Origin of the sequence: Bradyrhizobium elkanii WSM2783, assembly GCF_000472865.1 — a bacterium.
In the GTDB taxonomy this organism is placed as follows: Bacteria; Pseudomonadota; Alphaproteobacteria; order Rhizobiales; family Xanthobacteraceae; genus Bradyrhizobium; species Bradyrhizobium elkanii_A.
The window spans coordinates 146667-169068 of record NZ_AXAP01000002.1 but is presented as its reverse complement, the minus strand read 5'-3'; the positions used below and the strand labels follow the sequence as shown (position 1 = coordinate 169068).

Below are 22402 nucleotides of genomic sequence, written 5' to 3'. Positions count from 1 at the left end.
GTCACGCTCCGAGCAGCCTGGCATCCGCAATGCGATCAGCGAGCCTCGGCGGGGCGTCCAAGAGGCGGCCGGCCATGTCGGTCAACCCGATATCCACCAGCCATCGCTCGAACTCCGGTGCCGGCGGACGCTTCAGGATTTCTCGGCAATAGACCGCGTCATGATGCGCGAGTGACTGGTAGTTCAGCATCACATCGTCCGCGCCGGGAACGGTGATGACGAAGTTGACGTTGGCCGCGCAAAGCAGGGTCAGCAGCGCGTCCATGTCTTCCTGATCGGCATCGGCGTGGTTGGTGTAGCAGACGTCCACTCCCATCGGTAAGCCGAGCAGCTTACCGCAAAAATGATCTTCCAGGCCGGCACGAATGATCTGCTTTCCATTGAAGAGATACTCCGGGCCAATGAATCCAACCACGGTGTTCACGAGCAAGGGTCTGAATTCGCGCGCAACCGCATAGGCGCGGGCTTCCATGGTCTGCTGATCGACGCCGAAGTTCGCCTCGGCCGAAAGTGCCGCCCCCTGTCCGGTCTCGAAGTACATCAAATTCGCATCGATCGCACCGCGCCCGAGGTCACGTACAGCCTCATGCGCCTCCTTGAGCAGCGCCAAACTGACGCCGAAACCGTCATTTGCCTTCTGCGATCCGGCGATCGACTGGAACACGAGATCCACCGGAGCCTTCGCAGCGATTGCCTTGATGGCAGTCGTCACGTGACCCAGGCAGCATGTTTGCGTCGGAATCGAAAGGCGCATGCGCAGTTCGTCGAGGAGCGAGACAATGCGCACGTAGTCGTCCACGGTGTCGGTTGCCGGATTTACCCCGATCACCGCATCCCCCGACCCCATCAGGAGCCCATCGATTGCGGAGGCGGCAATGCCGTAGGAGTCATCGGTCGGATGGTTTGGCTGATTGCGCGTCGAAAGCCGCCCCTTCAGTCCAATTGTCGACCGGAAGCGGGTGACGACCTCCCGCTTGGACGCCACTGAGATCAGATCCTGCAAGCGCATGATCTTCGAGACCGCGGCCACCATCTCAGGCGTCAGGCCGAACGTCACCGCCTCAAGCTGCCGCTGGCCCGTTTCCGGCTTGAGAAGCCATTCGCGGAATTCACCAACGGTCAGCGACGAGATGATCTCGAAAGCCGCCGGGTCATGGCGATCGACAATCAGGCGCGAGACTTCGTCCCAGTCGGCGGGGATCAATTCCTCGGCGAGGAATGTCTTGAGGGGAACGTCCGCCAGCGTCATCTGCGCGGCAAGCCGCTCGACCGGTCCGTCCGCAGCGATGCCGGCAAGCTGGTCGCCCGATCGCTCGGGCGTCGCCTTGGCCAAGAGATCCTTGAGGTCAGCGAAACTGAAGACCGTCTGCTCGATCGTCGTCTTGTAGGGCATGATCGCTTGCTATCGGTTGATGAGGGCCAGCTTCCGCGTGAAGTTTCGGCGTGGCAGACGCCAACACGCGCCCCTCGGAATGAATTGAAAGCGGGCTTCCCTTCCAGTCAGTGATGCATCCCCCCGCCCCCTGCACGATCGGAACCAGGGCCATATAGTCATATGGCTGCAGTCCCGTTTCCAGAACGATGTCACAATGTCCCGACGCGAGCAGACCATAGATGTAGCAATCGCCCCCAAAACGCCGCAGCTTGGCGGATCTCGAAAGCCGCTCGAACACTTCTGCGTCCTCGTTCGCGAACATATCGGGTGACGTCGTATAGAAACGGGCATCTGCGATGGCTTCGCAGGCGCTCGTCCAGACCAATCTGCCGCCGAACAACGTCAGACCGGGCTTCGCCATCCACCGCTCGCCGGTGGCCGGGGCGTCGATCAAACCACAGAAGGGCTGCCCCTCATAAGTCAGCGAGATCAGCGTACCGAACAAGGGAAAGCCAGTGATGAAGCTCTTGGTGCCGTCGATCGGATCGATGACCCATGTGAAGGCGTTGCCGCGCTTGACCCCAATCTCCTCACCGATGATGCCGTGGTCGGGATAACGCGCCTCGATCCGTTCCCTGAGGTGCAGTTCGACGGTTCGATCGGCAATCGTCACCGGACTCGCATCAGGCTTGGAAATGACATCCAGTGGGGTGCGGAAATAGGACAGCACGATGGGCCTGACCGCGTCAGCGAGCTCGGCGGCGAAGGAAAGGTAGACATCCGCATCGTCTACCGCCACGGCAAGTTTGACCATCACAGCGCCTTCAGGAATGACGGCCAGCGCGGGTCATAGATGATGGAACGCGCGCGCATGTGCTTCCATATGCCATATTTGTAGAAATCAAAATCCAACGTCGAGATCCGGTTCTGCACCAGCGCCCAGGTGCTCCACTTGATGTCGGCAAGCGCCTTGTGGACGATGAAGCGCGCGTGCCATCGCTTGTCATAGCGGCCGAAATATTCCTCGATGATTTCCTGCTCGACATCCTCCGAGAAGAAGTGCTCGCTGCTCCAGATGGCCAGGTCATAAAGCCGTTCGTTGTTGGATGCATATTCGAAGTCGATTAGCTTGATCGACTTGTCGTCCCCGACCAGGAAATTCCCTGGCATTGGATCGTTGAAGCAAGGCACGAGATCGAGCCCGGACGCCTCGAGAGCCGCCCGGGCCTGCTTATACTGACGGTAGAGCCAGGCATGATCCTCGGGCCAGTAGCCGCCGAGCTGCTTCACCTGCTCATAGTGCTCCTCGATCATGTCGAGTACGGTCTTGGTCAGCGGAAGTGGCGGCGCCTCGTGCAAGCGGCGATACATGCTCACCACGGTGGCGCGAAAGGCGGGATCGACAAAGTCGCGATGGGTGGAGGCTCGCCGGTCATCAAGGAATTCGGAAACCTCGATGTCCAGGTGGTCGAGAAAGTCAAACGTCCGCGGCCCGACATCCATTGCCTCGGCCTGTTTGCTGGCTGCCCGCGCCGCGCTGCGATCGATAAACATCTCGGTGCCGCGCCCCGGTATCTTCACAAAGTATCCGACAGGGTCGCCATCGACCCTCACGAGGAAATTGGTGTTGCTGATGCCGCCGGAGACCGGCCGATAGGACAAGCGGCAGGGCTTCCAGGCCTCCACCTGAACAATGGCCGCCTCGAGCGTTCGCTCGGCATCTGACCTGGCCGCACCGATTTCAAGCATAACCCTGTCTCACTTTCTCTGGCTCGAAAACGCTCTAGAGAGATCGGACCCGTTCCTCGAAGCCGGGGTGCCCGAGCAGCATCCGGCAGCGCAGGAAACGCCATCCCGCATATTTCAGGAATTCGAGGCCCTGGCGGGGTGATCGCGCATCCTGCAGCAGGCTGCGGAGCGCCCAATAAAGGTCGTCGGCGGCGGCATAAAGCCTGCACCGGTTGAACGCCTTCTCACTGAAGCTGCCGTCATGCATCTCCAAAAGTGGCTTCATCTGGCTTTCGAACTGGTAGAGCTCATTCATCTGCACGCCGAGCTGGTAGTAGGGATCGATGTCACCGGCCATGTCGAAGTCGACCAACATCATCGCTTCGTTCGGACCGAGCATGACATTGGACGAATGGGGGTCTCCGTGCGCTGGTTTTAGTTCGACGCCCGCCGCAGCGATCGCGTCACGCATCGGAGCCATCCATGCCAGCATCCATTCCACATCGCCCGGGAGCATGTTGCCGGCCTCCGAAACCAGTGGCCAAAGCCGATCGATGCCATCGAAGACAGACCAACGTCGCCCGAATGGCTCGCCTGTGGCGATCGTCTTCTGCATCTCGATGAGACGGGCAGCCGCACTCTCGTGCATCAGGTCGTCGATCTTGGCAGTTCGCCAGCCTTCGCCAAGCCGCGCGAACAGCACGGCCCTTTCGTCCGGTACTCGTGCGATAGGCTCCGGCGACAGACCGAGTCTGTGAAGACGACGCGCCGCTGCAAACGCCGCGTCGTCGTCGACCAGCTCTGCGACCTCGTCACCGCCCAGCCGAAGAAAGAAGCTTGCCTCCTGGCCATCAGGCGCTACGTCGAACGAGGTCGATTCAACCGCGTGATAGGACGGCGATGCAACCGGCGCCGCAGATGCTGCATAGGTCGCGCTCGCGGCATCGATTATCGGAAAGCTCTGGATGGCTCGCTCGGCGCGCGCCTCCAGGGCCGTCTGCGGCTTCCCGAGCGCTTTCATGTTGCAGCTCCCTTTGGATTAGCCGCCTGCAGCCCTTCGCTGGCAATCGCGTAGAGCATGTCCGCCAGCACCTGCGTCCCAAAAGCCTGATCCTCGGCGCTGGTGAACTCGGTCGGATGATGGATCACGCCGTCGCGCGAACGCACTGCCAAGACAATTGAGGGGCAGACACTGGACATTGCCACTGCATCATGGCCACCGATCGTATCCAGATGGCGCGCCGTTTCGCCGTAATTCGCGACCATTCGTTCGGCCAGCGAAATCAGTCCCGGGAAGAAGCGGCCCGCCTTGCGCCGATCAATCGCCCTGATTTCATAGGTCACACCGGCTTTCCTGGCCGCCGCCTCCATCCTGATCTTCATCATCCGCTCAGCTTCGGCGAGGACGTCCGGCGAGCCCGAACGCAACTCGATGAAGAGAACGGCTTCCGATGGAACGGTGTTTGGGGAGTTGGGAAAGACCTCCAGCCGACCGACCGATGTGTGCAAATCCGACCCGTGCTCGCCGGCGATCTCCTTCAAATCGGCGATCAGATAGGCGGCGCCGAGCAGCGCGTCCCTGCGCTCAGCCATCGGTGTAGGCCCAGTATGCGCCTGGCGGCCGAGGAAAGCGAGACGGTACTTCGTTGCGCCCCAGAAGCGGGTGAAGATGCCGAATTTTTCACTCGCCTCAAACAGCACCTTGTCGCCTTCGATATGAAGTTCGATAAGAGCGTCGGGCAGCGCAATCTTATCTCCGCCCGCATAACCGATCTGCTCAAGCGACTGGCGAACGGTGACGCCATCTCCATCCGCCCGGTCGAGCGCCCATTCAAGCTCGGCCGCTCCGGCGAACACGCTGCTGCCCAACAGGCTTGGCTGGAAACGCGCGCCCTCCTCGTTGGTCCAGTTCACCACCCGAAAATTGCAGGCCGATAGCTTGTTCTCTGCCTTCAGACGCTCTGAGACGGCAAGCACGGCCTCACAGGCCGAGACGACACCGAGAGCGCCGTCGAAGCGACCACCATTGGGCTGGCTGTCGACATGTGAGCCGACCATGATGACCGGCGCATTCGCGCCGGCAAGCGACAAGCTGCCGAACTGATTGCCTATGGCGTCGACGGCCTGGACAAACCCGTTGCTCGCGAACCAGCGGCCAAGCCAATTACGCGCTGCGCCGTCCTCTTTCGAGAGGGTCAAGCGGTTCATGGATCCATCCGGCCCACCGCCGAACGCCGACAATTCCTCCATCATTGCCTGAAGACGCGATGGATTGATGGGAGCGTGCTTGGAGACAACGTCAGGCATAGATGATTTCCAAGTTGGATTTGAGGAATTGGTCGGAAAAGTCCTTGGTCAGGACGGCCCCGGTGATGACAGCATGTACGTCGCCCAACCCGAATGTATGGATCGAGCCGAGGCGGCCGAATTTGGAGCTGTCGGCGACGATTACCGATCGCTTAGCTTGTGCGCGCGCAACGCGCCGCGCGATCGCTTCGTCCTCGCCATAATCCATAAAACCGCGTTCGACATGGACGGCGCTGATTGCGATGATCGCGAGATCGAAAAAGTGCTCCTTCATCGCAGTCACGGTTTCTGGCCCAAACGTCGCCTGATAATCAGGTCGCAGCCGTCCTCCGAGCACGCGCACGCTGGGGGTCGACAGATAGTAGAAGTGCGCCGCTACCGCGAGCGAATTGCTCACAATCGTAAGATCCTTGCGAGCCTCAAGGTGCTTCACGCAGGCAAGGGCCGTCGTGCCCTCGTCAACAAAGATCTTCATGCCATCCTTGACCAGAGCCGCGGCGGCTTCACCGATCCGCGCCTTCTCCCTCGCGCCAACGCGCAAACGCTCGGCAAAAGGCTGATCGCTCTCCTGCCGGTCGATCACCGCACCGCCATAAACACGGCGGGCGAAACCTTGCGTCTCGAGTTCCCGGAGATCCCGCCGTATCGACTCCTGACTGACCTTGAGGTGGTCGACCAATTCCCTGACGTGGACCCGCTGCTTCTGCCGCAGCATGTCGCGGATCAATTCAAGACGATGCTCCGTGAAGCTCATGAACGTTCCCCGATTCCCACGGCACTGCTGGCCGCTTCCAAAGCCGACTTGTTGTTCACGACCCCCTCATCACACGCTGGCGTGCATCCCTTCGGCAGCGCCGCAGACACCGAGCGACGGCATCACCAGATGACACGCAGCGAAGTCCTGCCGCTCCCGCACCGTCAGGCTCGGATGAAGGCGACTGCATTTGTCGATGGCCTGCGGACAGCGCGACCTGAAGCTGCAGCCCGCGGGAACGTCGAGCGGGCTTGGCGGCTCCCCCTCCAGCAGGCACTCGTCCGGCTGATAGCGACGCCGCTCAAGCGTCGGCATGGCGCTCAGAAGTGCCCTCGTGTACGGGTGTCCCGGGTCGAAGAATAGTCGCTCATTGTCAGCGAGCTCGAAGACCTCGCCGAGATACATCACCGCCACGCGATTGCAGGCTTTCCTCACCATCGCCAGATCGTGCGAGATGAAGATGTAGGTCAGATCGTATTCCTTCTGGAGCTTCTGGAACAAGTCGAGCAGCTTGAACTGCTCGGTTTGATCAAGCGCGGACAGCGTTTCGTCCATGATGAGAATTTCCGGCTCCAGCACCAGCGCCCGAGCGACATTAACGCGCTGTCGCTGTCCGGCGCTCAATCCGAGCGGAAGTTCCTCGTAAAGTTCGGCCGGCACCCCCACTTCGCCCATCACCTTCAGGACGCGTTCGCGAATCCTGCCTTTGTCGCGCCAGCCATGCGTACGCAGCGGATCCTCCAGCATCCTCCCGATCGAGGTCCGGGGCGGCAGCGAGCCGAACGGATCCTGTAGCACCATCTGCAGCTTGCTCCGGAGCTCGAGCAGCGCCCGGCCCTTGAGCGTTGCGATGTCCTTGTCCGCGCAGAGGATTTGTCCTGAGCTCGGCAATTCGAGCCTCGACAGAAGCCGCATCAGGGTCGACTTTCCGCAGCCGGACTCGCCGACAATGGCAAAGCTGTCGCCGCGGCGCACGTCGAAGGTGACGTTGCGAACGGCGCGAACCAGGTTGAAGCCACCAAAACCGCTTTTCTTTCTAACCTTGTAGGTCTGCGAGGCGTCGCGCAAGCTGAGAACCACCTCCCGCTGGTCGTCAAGGCGGGGCGTTGCGGCCGCCTCGACCCATATTTTCGGGGTCTGGCGCACCAGTTCGCGTGTATAGGGATATACGGGCCTGCTGATCAGATCTTCTGTCGACTGCTCCTCGACGATGCGCCCTTCATCCATCACCAGGATCCGCGAGCAGGCTTCACGCGCCACTGGCAGGGACGATGAGACGAACAGCACCGCGGTGTTGAAGGTGACCGTCAGCTCCTTCATCAGCCGGATCACCTGAGCAGCGACCGTCACATCGAGCGGCTGCGTGACGTTGTCGGCGACCAGAAGTGCGGGATTGGTCACCAATGCATCCACGATCAGCGCTCGCTGCATCATGCCGCCCGAGAACTGGGAGGGATAGTCGTGAAAGCGATTTCGCGCCGATGGGATGCGAACCGCATCGAGGAGTTCGATGACACGACGTTCGGCATCCCGACGTAATGTTCTGGGCACGACGGCCCGCATCTTCTCGACAATCTGGGCGCCGACCGGCAGGGTTGGATCGAGCGCACCCATGGGATTGGCGCCGACATAGGATATCCGCTGGCGCAACAGGCGCATCTCCGCGCCGCGCATGGCATAGATGTCGCGTCCCTCGAACAGCACCTGACCCGATCGCTTCGTGAGCGGCGGCTCGAGCCAGTTGACCACGGCCTTGGAAAGTACGGTCTTTCCGGAACCGCTGGCGCCCACCACGCCGACGATCTCGCGAGGAGCGAGGCTGAGGGACACATTGTCGAGAATGACTTTGGCCGTGCCGCCGTTACCCGCGGCGACCGTCAGGTTCTTGAGGTCAAGAAGCGGCTGCGTCATGCTTCGGAGCCTCCGTGAATCGCATTCCGTGCACGTTCGAGGGAAGCGCCGATCAGGTTGACGCTGGTGAGTGTCAGGCCGAGGAAGAGACCCGGCATGGTGGCGATCCACCACGCGTTCAGCAGATATTTCCGTCCGTCCGCTATGATATTGCCGAACGTCGGCGTCGGTGGCTGCACGCCGAGCCCTAGGAAACCGAGCGTGGATTCGAAGATCATCATGCGCGCAACGTCGAGCACCGACGTGAACAGGACCGGCGGCAGCAGCAACGGCAGCAGCAGCGCGAGGATGATCCGAAGATCGGTCGAACCGCCGATCTTTGCGGCGCGGACATATTCGCGCTGCCGCTCAGTCATCACGATGCTGCGCATGATGCGGGCATAGACCGGCCAGTTCGAAACTCCGAGCACCAAAACGATCGCGGGGATGGTCGGCCGCGAAACGCCGAGCACGGAAATGGCGAGGATAATCATCGGGATCGATAGCTGGGCATCCGTCAGCCTCATGACGATGGCATCGGTTCGTCCGCCGAAGTAGCCCGAAATCGTGCCAAGCGCGCATCCAATCGCCAACATGACGATGACGGAGGCGACGCCGATCAAGAAGGAGTAACGCAGACCGACCAGTGAGCGGACGAGCATGTCGCGGCCGATCTGATCCGTGCCGAGCGGGTGCGCCCAGCTCCAGTTTCCGCCCAGGAACAGCGGTGGCAGAAGGCGCGCCTTGACGTCCATCTTCGTCGGGTCGATGCCGCTCAGTTCAGGATAGAAGGCGGTCGCCAGGGCAAGGACAACGAACAGTCCGAGGCCGACGCGAAATCCCGGCGTCGATGCAGCCTTGTCGAAGATGCGTCGGATGACGGAGCGTTGGGCCGGCGTGTGCGCCATTGGTGCGCCGGTGGCGGTAGCGATAGACATCAATATTCGAGCCTTGGATCCATCGTGGTGGCAATAAGATCGACAATGATGTTGATCAGCACAAAGATGGCGCTGGTTACGATGGCGATCCCTTGAATCAACGGGAAGTCGCGCTGCAACACCGCGTTGATGGTCAACAGACCAAGCCCGGGATAGTCGAAGATGTATTCGACGATGATCACCCCGCCGAGCAGGCTCGAAAACTGCACCCCGAGCAGATTGAGCAGCGGCACCGAGGCATTGCGAAGGGCATGGTTTGCAATGATGCGGCTGCGGCCGAGGCCACGGACATGCCCCACCGCCACGTAAGGCTCCATCATCTGCGCCGAGACGGAACTGACGAGCGTCCGGATCAGGACCGGCGACAACTCGACCGCAAGCACGATGGCTGGGAGAATCGTGTAGGCAAACCCCTGATATCCGATCGCCGGCAGCCAACCGAGCTTGACTGAAAACAGCAGCGCGAGAACGATTCCCAGCCAGAAATTCGGCAACGATATGAACACCGACGAGGTGTAGAATGCCAACTTGTCCGGCCAACGCCCGACCGCGAGGCCGCCAGCAATCCCTATGATCCCGGAGAAAACGAGGGCAATCGCCAACGTCACTGCGGCAAGCTGCAGCGTCATAGGCAAGGCTTCGAGGATCAGGCTTAGCACCTTGGCCCGTTCACCGCGCGTCGTATCGTTGAAGTTCGCGCCGCCTGTCGCAGCGCCGTTCGCGGGACGAACGAAGGACTGCCCGAGATTACCCCGAACGACGCTGCTCATATAGCGACCGAACTGAACGATGATCGGGTCTCGCAACCCCATGTCGGTCGCGATCTTCTCGATCAGGGCCTCGGGAGCCATGCCGCCGGCCATCAGTCGCACCGGATCTCCCGGTACGACCCTCAGCAAGGTGAAGATCAGCAGCGAGACAAGGAATATGATGATGACGCCTTGAATCAGGCGCCGCATCAGGAAGTTCAGGACGAACATTCTTCAGCTCCGCGTCGGAGGACATGTCGGACCGCGCACCGCCTGCTCGCGGCGCGCGGTGACCGTCCATGGTCAGGCAACGGGCCTCGAAGCATCCATCGAACCATCCGGATAGATATAGAGACCTTCGAAATTCTTCTGCATCGCGTGAATCATGACGGACGTGAAGAGCGAGAGCGCCGGCATCTTGGAGGCGATCAGGGGCATCGTCTCGGTCTGGAGGATCTTCTTCCGTTCCTCAAGCGTCGGTGCGCTACGCTCCTTGTCGAGACTTGCGTCGATCGCGGTATCCTCGATGCCGCAAATGCGATGCGACGAGGAGTGGAAATGCGTGCGGAGAATCAAATCGGGCTCGGGCGAGCCGGTCGACCATCCGCAGTCCACCATATGACCGGGTCCGCCGCCGGGACGATGGTACAGGCGTTCATTCCAGGCGGCCGGTTCGAGCACGGTCAGGCTGACATTGAAGCCCTGCTCGTTGAGCATCGCGGTGATGATCTCGCCGTATTCCTTGGTCTTGGGATAGAAGCCCACGGACGTGATGTATTCGAGCGGCGGCAACCCCTTGCCGTTCGGGAAGCCGGCCTCGGCGAGCAACGCCTGGCACTTCTTTGGGTCGAACTTCGGATAATTCTCGAGATCGATGTAACCGAACTTGACCGGCGACACGAAGTTGGACGACGCGTGCCCCGCGGATCCCAGCACTTCGAGGATAACGTCACGGTTGATGGCGTGACAGGCGGCGAGGCGGATACGGGGATCATTGAACGGCGGCTTCGAACAGCGAAACCAAAGATACTTGTTCTCGACCGAAACGACCTGGTTGATGCGGATGTTGGGATTGCCCTTGACCGTATCCACCTGCTCTGGCTCAAGGCGTTCGACGATCGAAGCCTGGCCATTCATGAGGGAGAGCATGCGCGTCGTGGAGTCGCCGGTGAAGGTGAAATTGATCCCCGCAATGGCCGGCTTGCCCTTGAAGTAGCCATCGAACGCCTTCATCACGGTGTCGTTGCCGCGCTGCTCGACGAATTTGAAGGGACCAGTGCCATTCAGCCGCTGCGAGAGCACGCCCCCAGGTCCGCCCGCGATATCCTTTGCCGACATGATCGGCAGGAACGCCGCAAGGAACATGAAGAGGTGCGCCGGGTAACCGCCTTTCGACGTATCGACGATTACCGTGTAGTCGTCAGGCGTCTCGATCTTCAGCGTTTCGGTGGGGCCAGGATACCATTGTGCGGGGCGATCCGGCTTGGATCCATATTCGAAAGTGGCCTTGACGTCCTCCGCCTTGAACGGTTTGCCATCATGGAAGACGACGCCTTGACGCAGCTTGATTTGCAGGCGGTTCGGATCGAGCAGCTTGATGTCGGTTGCCAGTTCATAGACGACCTCGCTCGGGCTATCGAGCTTCATCGGTGTGCGGGTCAGAAAACCCATCACGAAGCCTTCGATGTTTTTCTGCGAAAGCGTGGTGTGAGCGGTCGGATCCCAATTGCCCGTGATGTTCTCGGCCGACAGGAAGGTCATGGTCTTCCCGGCCTGCGCGTGGGCCGGCGAGATGAAAAAGTCTGGATTGATCTGCATGTAGCCTGCGGCGACCGCGGCTCCCGCCGCCCCCTTTAGAAAGTGGCGACGGTCAAATTTCGGATGCATCGACATTCCCCTTTTCCACATGAACCGACAAACCGGTCACAACGGTCATGCAGAAGGCGTGCCATGCGCTTTTCGAGCTATTTTTGACTATCCATGTGTGGATTTTGACCGATTTGACAGCAGATACGTCTCGGCTGCGATGAGCCTGGACGAGATACTGCCTCTTGGTGAGCGGTTCGCCTACGGCGCAGGCAAGCGGATTGCCACCTAGCGTGAGGTGCACGACGGCTGCGGTCGCGCTGACTGTTCAGTCAGCACCGATGATGCCCTTATGGCGTCACGCTCGGCAGATCGAGCCCATTCGAGCGGGCACATGCAATCGCGCTCTCATAGCCCGCGTCCGCGTGCCGCATGACGCCGCTCGCCGGATCGTTCCAGAGCACGCGTTCAATGCGGCGGGCGGCCTGCGGGGTTCCGTCTGCAACAATCACCATTCCGGCGTGTTGCGAATAACTGATGCCGACGCCCCCGCCGTGATGCAGTGAGACCCATGTCGCGCCGCTGGCACAATTCAGAAGCGCATTGAGCAGCGGCCAGTCTGATACCGCATCGGAACCGTCGCGCATCGCTTCCGTTTCGCGGTTCGGACTCGCAACCGAGCCGCTGTCGAGATGGTCGCGGCCGATCACGATCGGCGCCTTCAGTTCGCCGCGCGCCACCATCTCGTTGAAGGCGAGACCCAGCCGGTGGCGGTCGCCGAGACCTACCCAGCAAATCCGCGCCGGCAGCCCCTGAAACTTGATCCGGGCTCTCGCCATATCGAGCCAGTTGTGCAGGTGTTTATCGTCGGGCATCAGCTCCTTGACTTTGGCATCCGTCCTGAAGATGTCATCCGGATCGCCTGACAGCGCGGCCCACCGAAACGGCCCAACGCCTCTGCAAAACAGTGGACGGATATAGGCAGGGACGAAGCCCGGAAAATCGAATGCGTTATGCAGTCCCATATCTTTCGCCATCTGGCGAATGTTGTTGCCATAGTCCAGCGTGGGAATACCCTGGGCGTGGAAATCCAGCATGGCCTGAACGTGATCGACCATCGACGTCTTGGCCGCGGCTTCAACCGCCTTCGGATCGCTGGCGCGTCTTGTCTCCCACTCGGCAAGCGACCACCCCTTGGGCAGGTAGCCATTGATGGGATCGTGCGCGCTGGTCTGGTCGGTGACGATGTCCGGCCTCACGCCACGCCGCACCAGTTCCGGAAAAATCTCAGCCGCGTTGCCGAGCAAGCCGACCGAGACCGGCTTATTACCCTGCGCGCTCGCCGCCACGATCGAAAGTGCCTCATCAAGCGTGTTCGCTTGTCGATCAAGATAACCCGTGCGCAGCCGCATCTCGATGCGGCTCGGCTGGCATTCGATCGCCAGCAGCGAGGCGCCCGCCATGGTCGCGGCGAGCGGCTGCGCGCCGCCCATGCCGCCGAGCCCCGCCGTAAGGATCCACTTGCCTGCAAGACTGCCGCCGTAGTGTCGTCGTCCGACCTCGACAAACGTCTCATAGGTTCCCTGCACGATGCCCTGGCTGCCGATATAGATCCAGGACCCGGCGGTCATTTGCCCGAACATCATCAGGCCTTGCCGGTCGAGCGCGTTGAAGTGATCGAGCGTCGCCCAATGCGGCACCAGGTTCGAGTTCGCGATCAGAACGCGCGGCGCGTCCGGATGCGTGCGGAAGATCCCGACCGGCTTGCCCGACTGAACCAGCAAGGTCTGGTCGACTTCCAGCTTGCGCAAGGAGGTGACGATCCGGTCGAAGCTATCCCAGTCGCGCGCGGCACGACCGATTCCGCCATAGACGACGAGTTCGCTTGGACGTTCCGCGACTTCCGGATCGAGATTGTTCATGAGCATGCGGAGCGGTGCCTCCGTCAACCAGCTCTTGGCACTGATCTCGCCGCCCCGGGGCGCGCGGATCGTACGGTCGTTGTCTACTCGACGGCTCATGACAGATCGCCCTTATCGGCAAGATTCGAAACAAGGATCGGGAACGGGATGTCCGGCAGCGCGGAGAGCGCCGCAGCCGGCAACGCACCGGATTCGACCAGCGCGGTCGCCTTCGCAAGATCATCGGCCATGTAACGATCAGCGCTCAAAGCCGGCACATGCGCGCGCAATTCAGCAATGACCGCTGCGAGCGGGGCGCTGGTCGAATGCGGCGTGCGAAGCGTGATGCCTTGCGCTGCGACCGAGAGCTCGATACCTAAGATCGTCGCCAAATTGTCCGCCATATCGGACAGCCGGCGCGCGGCGTGCGCAGCCATCGAGACGTGATCTTCCTGGTTGGCGCTGGTGGGGGTTGAGTCGATCGAGCAGGCCGACGCACGCTGCTTGTTCTCGGCATAGAGCGCGGCCGCCGTCACTTCGGCGATCATGAAGCCGGAGTTGATACCCGGCTCCGGCGTGAGGAACGGCGGCAAGCCGAAATTCAGCGCGGGATCGACCAGCGTCGCGATCCGCCTTTCGCTGATCGCACCGATCTCCGAAAGCGCAAGCGCAATCTGGTCCGCGGCGAAAGCCACTGGTTCGGCGTGGAAGTTGCCGCCCGAGACGATCTCGCCAGTCTCGACCAATACCAACGGATTGTCGGTGACGGCATTGGCCTCGATCTCCAACGTTCGCGCCGCTTGCGTAAGCAAGTCGAGCGCGGCGCCGGCAACCTGCGGCTGACAGCGCAGACAATAGGGATCCTGCACCCGCTCATCGCCCTCGAGATGCGACTGGCGAATGTCGCTGCCGGCAAGCAGCGCCGTCAGGGCGGCGCCGGCAGCAGTTTGGCCGGCATGTCCGCGCAACTGCTGCACCTCCGGCCGGAACGGCGCGGTCGAGGCCATGGCGGCATCGACCGAAAGAGCGCCTGTCACCAAAGCCGCGCAGGCCAGGCGATGGGCGCGCAGCACGCCGGAGATGGCGTAAGCCGTCGAGAACTGGGTGCCGTTGATGAGGGCGAGCCCCTCCTTCGGTCCGAGCGTCAACGGCGCAAGACCGGCGGCGGCGAGCGCGTCGCGGCCCGGAACAAGCCGTCCATCGAGGATCGCCTGCCCCTCCCCGATCATGACGGCCGTCATATGCGCAAGTGGCGCCAGATCGCCCGATGCGCCGACCGAACCCTGCTGCGGCACCAGCGGACAAACGCCGCGCGCCAGCATCATCTGCAGTTGCTCGATGACCTCGCGGCGCACGCCCGAAGCGCCTCGCCCGAGTGAGACGATCTTCAAGGCCATCATCAGCCGCACGATCGGCTCGGGCGAGGGACGCCCTACCCCGCAACAATGAGAGACAATGAGATTGCGCTGAAGCAGCGCGGTCTGCTCGGGCGCAATGCGTGTCGATGCCAGTTTTCCAAATCCGGTGTTGATGCCGTACGCCGGCACGTCCGCGTGAGCAGCTTGCGCAACGATACGAGAAGCCAGTTCGACCCGAGCCCAGAAGGATGGTTCGAGCAAGACTGCAGCACCTGCGAGCACCCGGGCGAAATCGTCGAGCGTGACCCTTCCCGGCTTGACGACGATCGGCGCCGCCGGATCACTCATTGCGCCCTCCATACGCGGCTATGCAGGGGGTTGAAGCCGATCCGATAGACGAGTTCAGCGGGCCGCTCGATGTCCCAGATCGCGAGATCACACCATTTGCCGACTTCGAGCGTACCGGTGTCGCCCAGAAGGCCTAGCGCGCGCGCTCCCTCCCGCGTCACGCCGGCAAGACATTCGGCAACGGTCAATCGAAACAGCGTCGCCCCCATGTTCATCGTGAGCAGAAGCGACGTCAGCGGCGAGCTGCCGGGATTGCAGTCGGTCGCCAACGCCATTTTGACTCCGTGGGCACGGAAAAGCTCGACCGGCGGTTTCGTCGTCTCGCGAATAAAATAGAACGCGCCTGGCAATAGGACCGCGACCGTGCCTGCCGCCGCCATCTCCTGAGCCCCGGCCTCGTCGGTGTGCTCCAGATGATCGGCGGACAGAGCTGAATATTCCGCTGCAAGCGATGCGCCGCCGAGGTTCGATAATTGATCGGCGTGAAGCTTGATCGGCAAACCCAGGGCTTTGGCCGCCTCGAAGACGCGCGCCGTTTGATCGCGCGAGAACGCGATGCCTTCCATGAAAGCATCCACGGCGTCTGCAAGTCCCGCCTCCGCAACCGCAGGCAGCATTTCCTGGCACACGAGATCGATGTAACGATCCTTGTCGCCGGAAGCTTCCGGCGGAAGTGCATGTGCACCAAGAAAAGACGTCCGGACCGCGATCGCTCGGACACGGCCAAGCGCACGCGCGGCCAAAAGCTGCCGCATCTCGGTCTCGGTGTTGAGGCCGTAGCCGGACTTGATTTCGACCGTCGTGACACCCTCGCGGATCAGCGCGTCGAGCCTCGGCAATGCGTCGGCGACAAGCTCGGCCTCGTTCGCGGTCCGCGTGGCCGCAACGGTGGAGACGATGCCGCCACCGGCACGGGCGATCTCTTCATAGCTTGCGCCTTCAAGCCGCAATTCGAATTCGTGGGCGCGGTTGCCGCCGAAAACAAGATGGGTGTGGCAATCGACCAATCCGGGCGTGACCCATCGGCCGGCGCAGTCGATCCGCTCGGTCGCGTCGGCATCACGCTGGAAATCGGATTGCGCGCCGGCATAGGCGATCCGGCCATCGCGGGCAGCGATCACGCCGTGCTCGATGACGCCGAGACCCGGCAGATCCTCGCGCATCGTGGCGAGCCGCGCATTGTGCCAGATACGATCGTAGCGCTCTGCCATGTGCCTTCCCCCGGGTGCCGGAAGCTTGACATATATGTCTAGACATATAATCGTGTTGACGCTCTGTCCAGTCGGCACGAAACATGACAAATCTGCACTTCGCATCCGCGCTGCTGCCGTCGGGCTGGGCCGATGACGTGCAGGTGGTCATCACGGATGGGCTCGTCGCCAAGATTGCGGTCGGCGTGGCGCCGGGAGCGCGGGATGAGCAGCATCGGCTGGCAGTTCCTGGGATAGCGAGCCTGCACAGTCACGCGGTCCAGCGCGCCATGGCGGGCCTTGCCGAGACGCGTGGCAACACGGCGGATACCTTCTGGACATGGCGCGAGACGATGTATCGCTTTGCGCTCGAAATGACTCCGGAAGACGTCGAGAGCGTCGCGACCCTGCTTTATGTCGAGATGCTCGAGCAGGGCTATACGCGGGTCGGTGAGTTCCACTATCTTCATCATGATCGTGACGGCACGCCCTATGCCGACCTCTCCGAGATGGCGACACGAATTGCTCAGGCTGCCGAGGGCGCAGGCATCGGCCTCACGCTCTTGCCGAGTTTCTATGCGCACAGCACCTTTGGCGGCGCCGCGCCGCATGCAGGCCAGCGCCGATTCATCTGTTCAATCGACCAGTTTGCTACGCTGATTGACGCCACGCGCAAGGCGGTCAGTACGTTACCCGGAGCCAATGTCGGCATTGCCCCGCACAGCCTGCGCGCCGTGACCGCAACCGAACTATCTGCGATCGTGCCGATGGCCCAAGGCGCGCCGATCCATATCCACGCCGCCGAGCAAGTCAGGGAGGTCGAGGATTGTGTTGCCTGGTCGGGCCAGCGGCCGGTCGAATGGCTGTTTGACCACGCGCCCGTCGATCAACGCTGGTGCCTGATCCATGCGACCCACACATCGCCGGCGGAAGTCGGTTCGCTCGCTCGCACCGGCGCAGTCGCCGGCCTCTGCCCGGTGACCGAAGCGAGCCTCGGCGACGGCATTTTCCCCGCGCGCGAATTTGTCGGTTCCGGGGGCCGGTTCGGCGTCGGCACCGATTCCAATGTCCTGGTTGGCGTTACCGATGAATTGCGCCAGCTCGAATATGGTCAGCGCCTGAAGCACCGCGAACGCAATGTGCTCTCCGGCGGACTCGGCAACTCGACTGGCCGTGCGTTATTCGAGAGCGCGCTCGCGGGCGGTGCGCAGGCGCTGGCGCAGACCGGCGCGGGAATAGAACGAGGCGCGCGCGCCGATATCGTGACCCTCGACATCACGCATCCATCTCTGGCCGGACGTCGTGGCGATGCCATTCTCGACGGTTGGATTTTTGCGACAGGCGGCGGAGCCATCGATTGTGTCTGGGCGGGGGGAAACAAGGTCGTCGAGGGCGGGCGTCATCGGCTCCGCGAGCGAGCGCGCGCGCAGTTCAACGCGACCGTCCGGAGGCTTCTGGCATGAGTCTCCACGCTCACAACAACGAGCTTCCGGCCGCGGACAAGCTAACACTCTACAGGCAGATCCGACACGATATAGAACGTCGGATCCTGACTGGCGAATGGCCTCCGGGTCATCGCATTCCCTTCGAGCACGAGCTGATGGCGCGTTATCGCTGTTCGCGAATGACCGTGAACAAGGCGCTGTCGGAATTGGCGCAAGCCGATCTGATCGAGCGAAGACGGCGGGCCGGCACATTTGTACGTCGCCCGCAGCATCTGTCGGCGGTGCTCAAGATCGCCGACATTCGCGCGGAGATTACCGCGCTTGGCCGCAGCTATGCTTATCAGCTCATCCATTGCTCCCGCCGCGCCGCGAACGCCGCCGATCGCGCGCGTCTTGGCGTCCGTAGGACCGGCAAGGTAATCGCGATCGCTTGTCGTCATAGCGCCGACGACGTGCCGTTTGCCATTGAAGACAGGCTGATCGATCTCGACACGGTGCCGGAAGCCGCCGCGGCGGACTTTACGACCGAGCCACCCGGCTCATGGCTGTTGCACCATGTTCCTTGGACCGAAGCCGAGCACACCATCAGCGCCACGGTGGCCGATAAGGGCACTGCAGCCGAACTGGACATTGCCGTCGGCGCGCCCTGCTTAGTGATCGATCGATACACATGGCGCAGCGCACGAACGGTCACCGCCGTGCGCCTGCTCTATCCGGGGGATACCCATCGGCTGGTAGCCCGTTTCAAGGGCGGCTGAAGGAATGTCCGGCACGGCACAATTCATGCAACGCGATGCACACGTGACTGGTGCGGGAGCTCGTCGCAGCGGACCTGAAGCAACCAATGGGACGCAATCCATAGTACGGCAGGAGGGAAGAGCATCATGCGTAGTTTAAGAGCATTCACAGCAGTTTTTGCCCTGCTGGTGTCCGCACCGGCGGTTGCCGACGATGTGAAGGTCGGCATCGGCATCTCGGGATGGACCGGCTTTGCACCGCTCACGCTTGCAAGCCAGGCCGGCATCTTCAAGAAAAACGGGCTCGACGTCACGCTGAGGAAAATTCCGCAGAAGGATCGGCATCTCGCCATCGCGTCCGGTGACATTCAATGTGCGGCGACCACAGTCGAGACCTGGATCTCCTGGAATGCGAACGGCGTCGCGACCAAGCAGATCTTTCAGCTTGACAAGAGCTTTGGCGCCGACGGCATGGCCGTGCGCAACGAGATTGCCTCGATTAAGGATCTGAAAGGCAAGACAGTCGCGGCGTCCGCGCCGGGCACCTCACCCTACTTCGCACTGGCCTGGATGCTTCGAAAGAACGGCCTCTCGGTTAAGGACGTCACGATCGTGAATCTGGAGCCAGCCGCGGCGGCACAGGCGTTCGTTTCCGGCCAGAACGATGCGGCAATGACCTATGAACCTTACCTCTCGACCGTGCGTGGCGCACCGGACAAGGGCAAGATCATCGCCACCACTCTCGACTACCCGATGGTGATGGACACCTTCGGCTGCACACCGAAATTCCTGACCGACAATCCGAAAGCCGCGCAGGCCCTGGCCGACAGCTATTTCGAAGCCCTCGACATGATCGCAAGGGATCAAGCGAAGGCGTACGAGATCATGGGGGCCGACGTGAAACAATCGGGTGAGCAGTTCGGCAACTCGGCAAAATATCTGCGCTGGCAGGACAAAGCAGCGAACCAGAAATTCTTCACGGGCGAGTTCCTGACCTTCAACAAAGAGGCGGCAGACCTGCTGCTCGAGATCGGCATCATCAAGTCTGCCCCGAAGATCGAAGATCTTTTTGACGCGAGCTTCATCAAATAGAACCGCTGCGCGCCCGCGCCAGTTCCGCTTCGCCGCTTGTGGAGCAAAACTGGCGCAGGATCGACACGTCGCCTGGAAATACCGCCGTGATGCGTCCCCTAAGTCCTGTAACGTCGAAGCAACGCGTGGCCTATGGCCTGGCATTCTTCGTGCTGTTCGTTGCCCTGTGGGCCTGGGCGACCTTCGGCGGCTATGTTTCGAAGACATTTCTCGCCAACCCACTGATCATGGTGCAGGAAGGCTTCGAGCTGCTCACCAGGCATGGATTTCTGTTTGATATCGGCATGACGATCTGGCGTGTTGTCGGCGGCTTCGTGCTGGCGGCTCTCGTTGCCGTGCCGCTAGGCGTTCTCATGGGCGCTTACAAGCCGATTGAAGCCTTTCTCGAACCATTCGTTTCGTTCGCGCGTTATCTCCCAGCCTCTGCCTTCATTCCCCTTTTGATCCTGTGGGCCGGTATCGGCGAGTTGCAGAAGCTCATGGTGATCTTCATCGGCTCGGTGTTCCAGATCATTCTGATGGTCGCTGTGACCGTAGGGAGCACGAGGCGCGATCTCGTCGAAGCGGCGTATACGCTGGGAGCCGGCGACGGCGGCATCATCCGCCGCGTGCTGCTGCCCTCTTCCGCTCCCGAGATCGCCGAAATTCTTCGATTGGTTCTAGGGTGGGCATGGACCTATGTCATCGTCGCCGAACTCATCGGGTCCTCGTCAGGGATCGGCCACATGATTACGGACAGCCAGGCCTTGCTCAACACGGGCCAGATCATCTTCGGCATCATCGTTATCGGGCTCATCGGCCTGATCTCCGATTTCCTCTTCAAGGCCTTCAACGCATGGCTGTTTCCCTGGAAATTGGCATGACCGCGCTGAAGATCGATCAGGTTTCACGTATCTTTCTTGCGCGCCCGGGCCATGCGCCGACGCAGGCTCTCGAACCGACCGATCTCAGTGTCGGCGACAATGATTTTGTCACCATCCTTGGTCCCTCGGGCTGCGGAAAGTCCACCCTGCTCCGCATCATCGCCGGGCTCGATCGGCCGACCAGCGGGCGCGTCATGCTCGACGGGTGCGAGGTCACCGGACCTGGCGCGGATCGCGGCATGGTGTTCCAGTCCTATACGCTCTTTCCCTGGCTGACGGTGCGGGAGAACATCGCATTCGGCCTGCGCGAGCGCGGAATTTCTCAAGCGGATCGGTACAAGATCGCGGACGGTTTCATCCACCGAGTCGGATTATCGGGCTTCGAAAATCATTGGCCGAAACAGCTCTCCGGCGGCATGCAACAGCGCACGGCGATCGCGCGCGCCCTTGCCAACGATCCGAAGATCCTGTTGCTGGATGAGCCGTTCGGCGCCCTGGACAACCAGACCCGGGCGCTGATGCAGGAGATGCTGCTTGCGATTTGGGAACGCGACCAGAAGACCGTGCTGTTTGTCACGCACGATATCGAGGAGGCGATCTTTCTCGGCAGTCGAGTCATCGTCATGAGCGCGCGTCCCGGCCGCATCAAGGCCGCGATTGCGATCGACCTGCCCCACCCGCGTTCCTACAAGATCAAAACCACGCCCGAATTCATCAGACTGAAGGAACGGCTCGTGGAAGAGATACGCACCGAGGCCCTGAAGGTCGCTGCTGACGCCTGACAAACACGGGCTGGCCGCTAGTCTAAGCCCGTCGTAGCGATGGGGAGCCCGGCACTTATGTCATGCACGGACAGCGGTAAATACCCGTGTCTTCTGGGTATTGCTCTAAGACAGTTGGGTCTTAGGCTGCTCCTCCTCATCATGCGCGCGGAGGAGTTCAAGTAGTCGCTTGCGCATGATCATGCCCGGCCGGTCTGACGGCATGTGCATCTCGATCTTCCGGCTCATGTCCACGATAGCGTCGGGGTCGGTCGATTCGAGCATGTCGCGGTCCTCGGCGATGATCGCGGCGTCCCAGTCGATCAATTCCTGGGTTGAGCAGTCGGTCTCGGTATCGTTACGGAAGAGGATCTGAATGACCTGTATTTGGCCGTCGGAGATCGGCGTCGCGCAATTAAAGATGATATGCCGGATGCCTGATGGATACTCCATGTCGAGCCGCCGACAGAACGGCATGAACCATTTGTTGCGCTGGTGCCGCTTCGTGCTCGGATCGGTCGTGCCGCTGATCCGATAGGCATTCGGCGGATTGCGGACGGTGATGATGGTCTCGGCGTCGAAACCGTCGTCGGTCTCGACGATCTCGTATTTCTCCGGCTTCGGCTGATTGATGTCGCCGAAAGTACCCTTATGCACGAAGGCGAAATGGGCGTTATCGAACGAGTTTTCCATTAACCTGAGCGCGGCTGTGTTCCATTTTTCGTAGAATTGATGGATACGGCGATAGCCCGGCCGGGTCTCCTCGGGGATTTCCGGGATGTCGCGCAATGGTTCGTCGAGCGCGACCCAGACATAGCCGTATTTGGCCTGGGCCCGGAATGACCGCGCCTTGGCGTCGGGCACGGGCTGCTCGAACGGAAATTGCGGGATCATCACGAGCTTGCCGTCACGATCATACTCCCAACCATGATAGCCGCAGACGATGTTGCCGTTGTTGCACCAGCCCCTCGACAGCTTCGCGGTGCGATGACAGCAGCGGTCTTCGAGCGCCGCCGGCTGCCCCTCTGCATCGAGGAACAGCACGATCGGTTCACCGAGCAGGGTGAATGGTCTTGGACCATCCTTGAGATGCTCGAGCGGTACGGTCGCATACCAGAAGCGGCGAAGTACCGGTTGTTTGGTGCTGAGCATGATCTTCT

At 61.4% G+C, this 22402-nt stretch carries 19 protein-coding genes; 5 read left to right on the top strand and 14 right to left on the bottom strand.

Features of this window, described 5'->3' with window-relative positions; translation table 11 throughout:
- Nucleotide 1: 1 nt before the first annotated feature.
- The 13 genes from YY7_RS0102860 to hutI all read right to left on the bottom strand — a co-directional run bounded on the left by YY7_RS0102860 (nt 2) and on the right by hutI (nt 16365).
- Nucleotides 2-1393, bottom strand: a complete 1392-nt coding sequence (locus tag YY7_RS0102860) for an ethanolamine ammonia-lyase subunit EutB (protein WP_028161906.1) — start codon at nt 1391-1393, stop codon at nt 2-4.
- Nucleotides 1347-2189 carry a histidinol-phosphatase gene (hisN, locus tag YY7_RS50480; RefSeq protein WP_080663550.1) on the bottom strand — a complete coding sequence of 281 codons (843 nt, stop codon included), beginning with the start codon at nt 2187-2189 and terminating at the stop codon, nt 1347-1349. The genes YY7_RS0102860 and hisN overlap by 47 nt, the downstream gene beginning before the upstream one ends.
- A complete protein-coding gene (locus YY7_RS0102850; RefSeq protein WP_028161905.1) occupies nt 2189-3124 on the bottom strand; it encodes a choline/ethanolamine kinase family protein in 936 nt (311 codons plus the stop codon). The genes hisN and YY7_RS0102850 overlap by 1 nt, the downstream gene beginning before the upstream one ends.
- A 34-nt stretch (nt 3125-3158) precedes the next feature.
- Complete coding sequence (locus tag YY7_RS0102845) at nt 3159-4124, bottom strand: phosphotransferase family protein (RefSeq protein WP_028161904.1); 966 nt, start codon at nt 4122-4124, stop codon at nt 3159-3161.
- On the bottom strand, nt 4121-5410 hold the full coding sequence (locus YY7_RS0102840) for a Zn-dependent hydrolase (RefSeq protein WP_028161903.1): 1290 nt from the start codon (nt 5408-5410) through the stop codon (nt 4121-4123). Before YY7_RS0102840 ends, YY7_RS0102845 begins: the two co-directional genes overlap by 4 nt.
- Nucleotides 5403-6164, bottom strand: a complete 762-nt coding sequence (locus YY7_RS0102835) for a DeoR/GlpR family DNA-binding transcription regulator (protein WP_028161902.1) — start codon at nt 6162-6164, stop codon at nt 5403-5405. Before YY7_RS0102835 ends, YY7_RS0102840 begins: the two co-directional genes overlap by 8 nt.
- Before the next feature lie 69 nt (nt 6165-6233).
- A complete protein-coding gene (locus tag YY7_RS0102830) occupies nt 6234-8075 on the bottom strand; it encodes an ABC transporter ATP-binding protein (protein ID WP_028161901.1) in 1842 nt (613 codons plus the stop codon).
- Entirely contained in the window at nt 8072-8992 is a 921-nt protein-coding gene (locus YY7_RS0102825; protein ID WP_028161900.1) for an ABC transporter permease, read from the bottom strand. Before YY7_RS0102825 ends, YY7_RS0102830 begins: the two co-directional genes overlap by 4 nt.
- Nucleotides 8992-9972 (bottom strand): ABC transporter permease, encoded by a 981-nt coding sequence (locus YY7_RS0102820; protein ID WP_028161899.1) that lies wholly within the window; start codon nt 9970-9972, stop codon nt 8992-8994. Before YY7_RS0102820 ends, YY7_RS0102825 begins: the two co-directional genes overlap by 1 nt.
- A 72-nt stretch (nt 9973-10044) precedes the next feature.
- The gene (locus YY7_RS0102815) at nt 10045-11628 is read right to left on the bottom strand and encodes an ABC transporter substrate-binding protein (protein ID WP_028161898.1); all 1584 of its coding nucleotides are present in this window, start codon (nt 11626-11628) and stop codon (nt 10045-10047) included.
- A 269-nt stretch (nt 11629-11897) separates the two neighbouring features.
- Nucleotides 11898-13568, bottom strand: a complete 1671-nt coding sequence (hutU, locus tag YY7_RS0102810) for a urocanate hydratase (RefSeq protein WP_028161897.1) — start codon at nt 13566-13568, stop codon at nt 11898-11900.
- Nucleotides 13565-15154 (bottom strand): histidine ammonia-lyase, encoded by a 1590-nt coding sequence (hutH, locus tag YY7_RS50475; RefSeq protein ID WP_051396504.1) that lies wholly within the window; start codon nt 15152-15154, stop codon nt 13565-13567. Before hutH ends, hutU begins: the two co-directional genes overlap by 4 nt.
- On the bottom strand, nt 15151-16365 hold the full coding sequence (hutI, locus tag YY7_RS0102800) for an imidazolonepropionase (RefSeq protein ID WP_028161896.1): 1215 nt from the start codon (nt 16363-16365) through the stop codon (nt 15151-15153). Before hutI ends, hutH begins: the two co-directional genes overlap by 4 nt.
- An 83-nt stretch (nt 16366-16448) precedes the next feature.
- On the opposite strand from hutI, the gene YY7_RS0102795 reads away from it, so the two are divergent.
- From YY7_RS0102795 to YY7_RS0102775, 5 genes are all read left to right on the top strand, one after another.
- A complete protein-coding gene (locus tag YY7_RS0102795) occupies nt 16449-17807 on the top strand; it encodes a formimidoylglutamate deiminase (protein WP_028161895.1) in 1359 nt (452 codons plus the stop codon).
- Nucleotides 17804-18547: a histidine utilization repressor gene (gene hutC, locus YY7_RS0102790; protein ID WP_028161894.1), complete on the top strand. Its 744-nt coding sequence runs from the start codon at nt 17804-17806 to the stop codon at nt 18545-18547. Before YY7_RS0102795 ends, hutC begins: the two co-directional genes overlap by 4 nt.
- Before the next feature lie 126 nt (nt 18548-18673).
- Nucleotides 18674-19618, top strand: a complete 945-nt coding sequence (locus tag YY7_RS0102785) for an ABC transporter substrate-binding protein (RefSeq protein WP_028161893.1) — start codon at nt 18674-18676, stop codon at nt 19616-19618.
- A gap of 89 nt (nt 19619-19707) precedes the next feature.
- Nucleotides 19708-20481 carry an ABC transporter permease gene (locus YY7_RS0102780; protein WP_028161892.1) on the top strand — a complete coding sequence of 258 codons (774 nt, stop codon included), beginning with the start codon at nt 19708-19710 and terminating at the stop codon, nt 20479-20481.
- Nucleotides 20478-21263 carry an ABC transporter ATP-binding protein gene (locus tag YY7_RS0102775; protein WP_028161891.1) on the top strand — a complete coding sequence of 262 codons (786 nt, stop codon included), beginning with the start codon at nt 20478-20480 and terminating at the stop codon, nt 21261-21263. Before YY7_RS0102780 ends, YY7_RS0102775 begins: the two co-directional genes overlap by 4 nt.
- 105 nt (nt 21264-21368) lie before the next feature.
- Here YY7_RS0102775 and YY7_RS0102770 read toward each other — a convergent pair whose 3' ends face one another.
- Nucleotides 21369-22394: an aromatic ring-hydroxylating oxygenase subunit alpha gene (locus YY7_RS0102770; protein WP_028161890.1), complete on the bottom strand. Its 1026-nt coding sequence runs from the start codon at nt 22392-22394 to the stop codon at nt 21369-21371.
- Nucleotides 22395-22402: the final 8 nt, after the last annotated feature.

Bases quoted from the DNA above. Each gene is read 5' to 3' on its own strand.
- YY7_RS0102770 (WP_028161890.1), bottom strand. From the start codon at position 22,394: ATGCTCAGCACCAAACAACCGGTACTTCGCCGCTTCTGGTATGCGACC.
- hutH (WP_051396504.1), bottom strand. From the start codon at position 15,154: ATGAGTGATCCGGCGGCGCCGATCGTCGTCAAGCCGGGAAGGGTCACG.
- YY7_RS0102780 (WP_028161892.1), top strand. From the start codon at position 19,708: ATGCGTCCCCTAAGTCCTGTAACGTCGAAGCAACGCGTGGCCTATGGC.
- YY7_RS0102830 (WP_028161901.1), bottom strand. From the start codon at position 8,075: ATGACGCAGCCGCTTCTTGACCTCAAGAACCTGACGGTCGCCGCGGGT.
- hutU (WP_028161897.1), bottom strand. From the start codon at position 13,568: ATGAGCCGTCGAGTAGACAACGACCGTACGATCCGCGCGCCCCGGGGC.
- YY7_RS0102820 (WP_028161899.1), bottom strand. From the start codon at position 9,972: ATGTTCGTCCTGAACTTCCTGATGCGGCGCCTGATTCAAGGCGTCATC.
- YY7_RS0102825 (WP_028161900.1), bottom strand. From the start codon at position 8,992: ATGTCTATCGCTACCGCCACCGGCGCACCAATGGCGCACACGCCGGCC.
- YY7_RS0102835 (WP_028161902.1), bottom strand. From the start codon at position 6,164: ATGAGCTTCACGGAGCATCGTCTTGAATTGATCCGCGACATGCTGCGG.
- YY7_RS0102860 (WP_028161906.1), bottom strand. From the start codon at position 1,393: ATGCCCTACAAGACGACGATCGAGCAGACGGTCTTCAGTTTCGCTGAC.
- hutC (WP_028161894.1), top strand. From the start codon at position 17,804: ATGAGTCTCCACGCTCACAACAACGAGCTTCCGGCCGCGGACAAGCTA.
- YY7_RS0102845 (WP_028161904.1), bottom strand. From the start codon at position 4,124: ATGAAAGCGCTCGGGAAGCCGCAGACGGCCCTGGAGGCGCGCGCCGAG.
- YY7_RS0102775 (WP_028161891.1), top strand. From the start codon at position 20,478: ATGACCGCGCTGAAGATCGATCAGGTTTCACGTATCTTTCTTGCGCGC.
- YY7_RS0102850 (WP_028161905.1), bottom strand. From the start codon at position 3,124: ATGCTTGAAATCGGTGCGGCCAGGTCAGATGCCGAGCGAACGCTCGAG.
- YY7_RS0102785 (WP_028161893.1), top strand. From the start codon at position 18,674: ATGCGTAGTTTAAGAGCATTCACAGCAGTTTTTGCCCTGCTGGTGTCC.
- YY7_RS0102815 (WP_028161898.1), bottom strand. From the start codon at position 11,628: ATGCATCCGAAATTTGACCGTCGCCACTTTCTAAAGGGGGCGGCGGGA.
- YY7_RS0102795 (WP_028161895.1), top strand. From the start codon at position 16,449: ATGACAAATCTGCACTTCGCATCCGCGCTGCTGCCGTCGGGCTGGGCC.
- YY7_RS0102840 (WP_028161903.1), bottom strand. From the start codon at position 5,410: ATGCCTGACGTTGTCTCCAAGCACGCTCCCATCAATCCATCGCGTCTT.
- hisN (WP_080663550.1), bottom strand. From the start codon at position 2,189: ATGGTCAAACTTGCCGTGGCGGTAGACGATGCGGATGTCTACCTTTCC.
- hutI (WP_028161896.1), bottom strand. From the start codon at position 16,365: ATGGCAGAGCGCTACGATCGTATCTGGCACAATGCGCGGCTCGCCACG.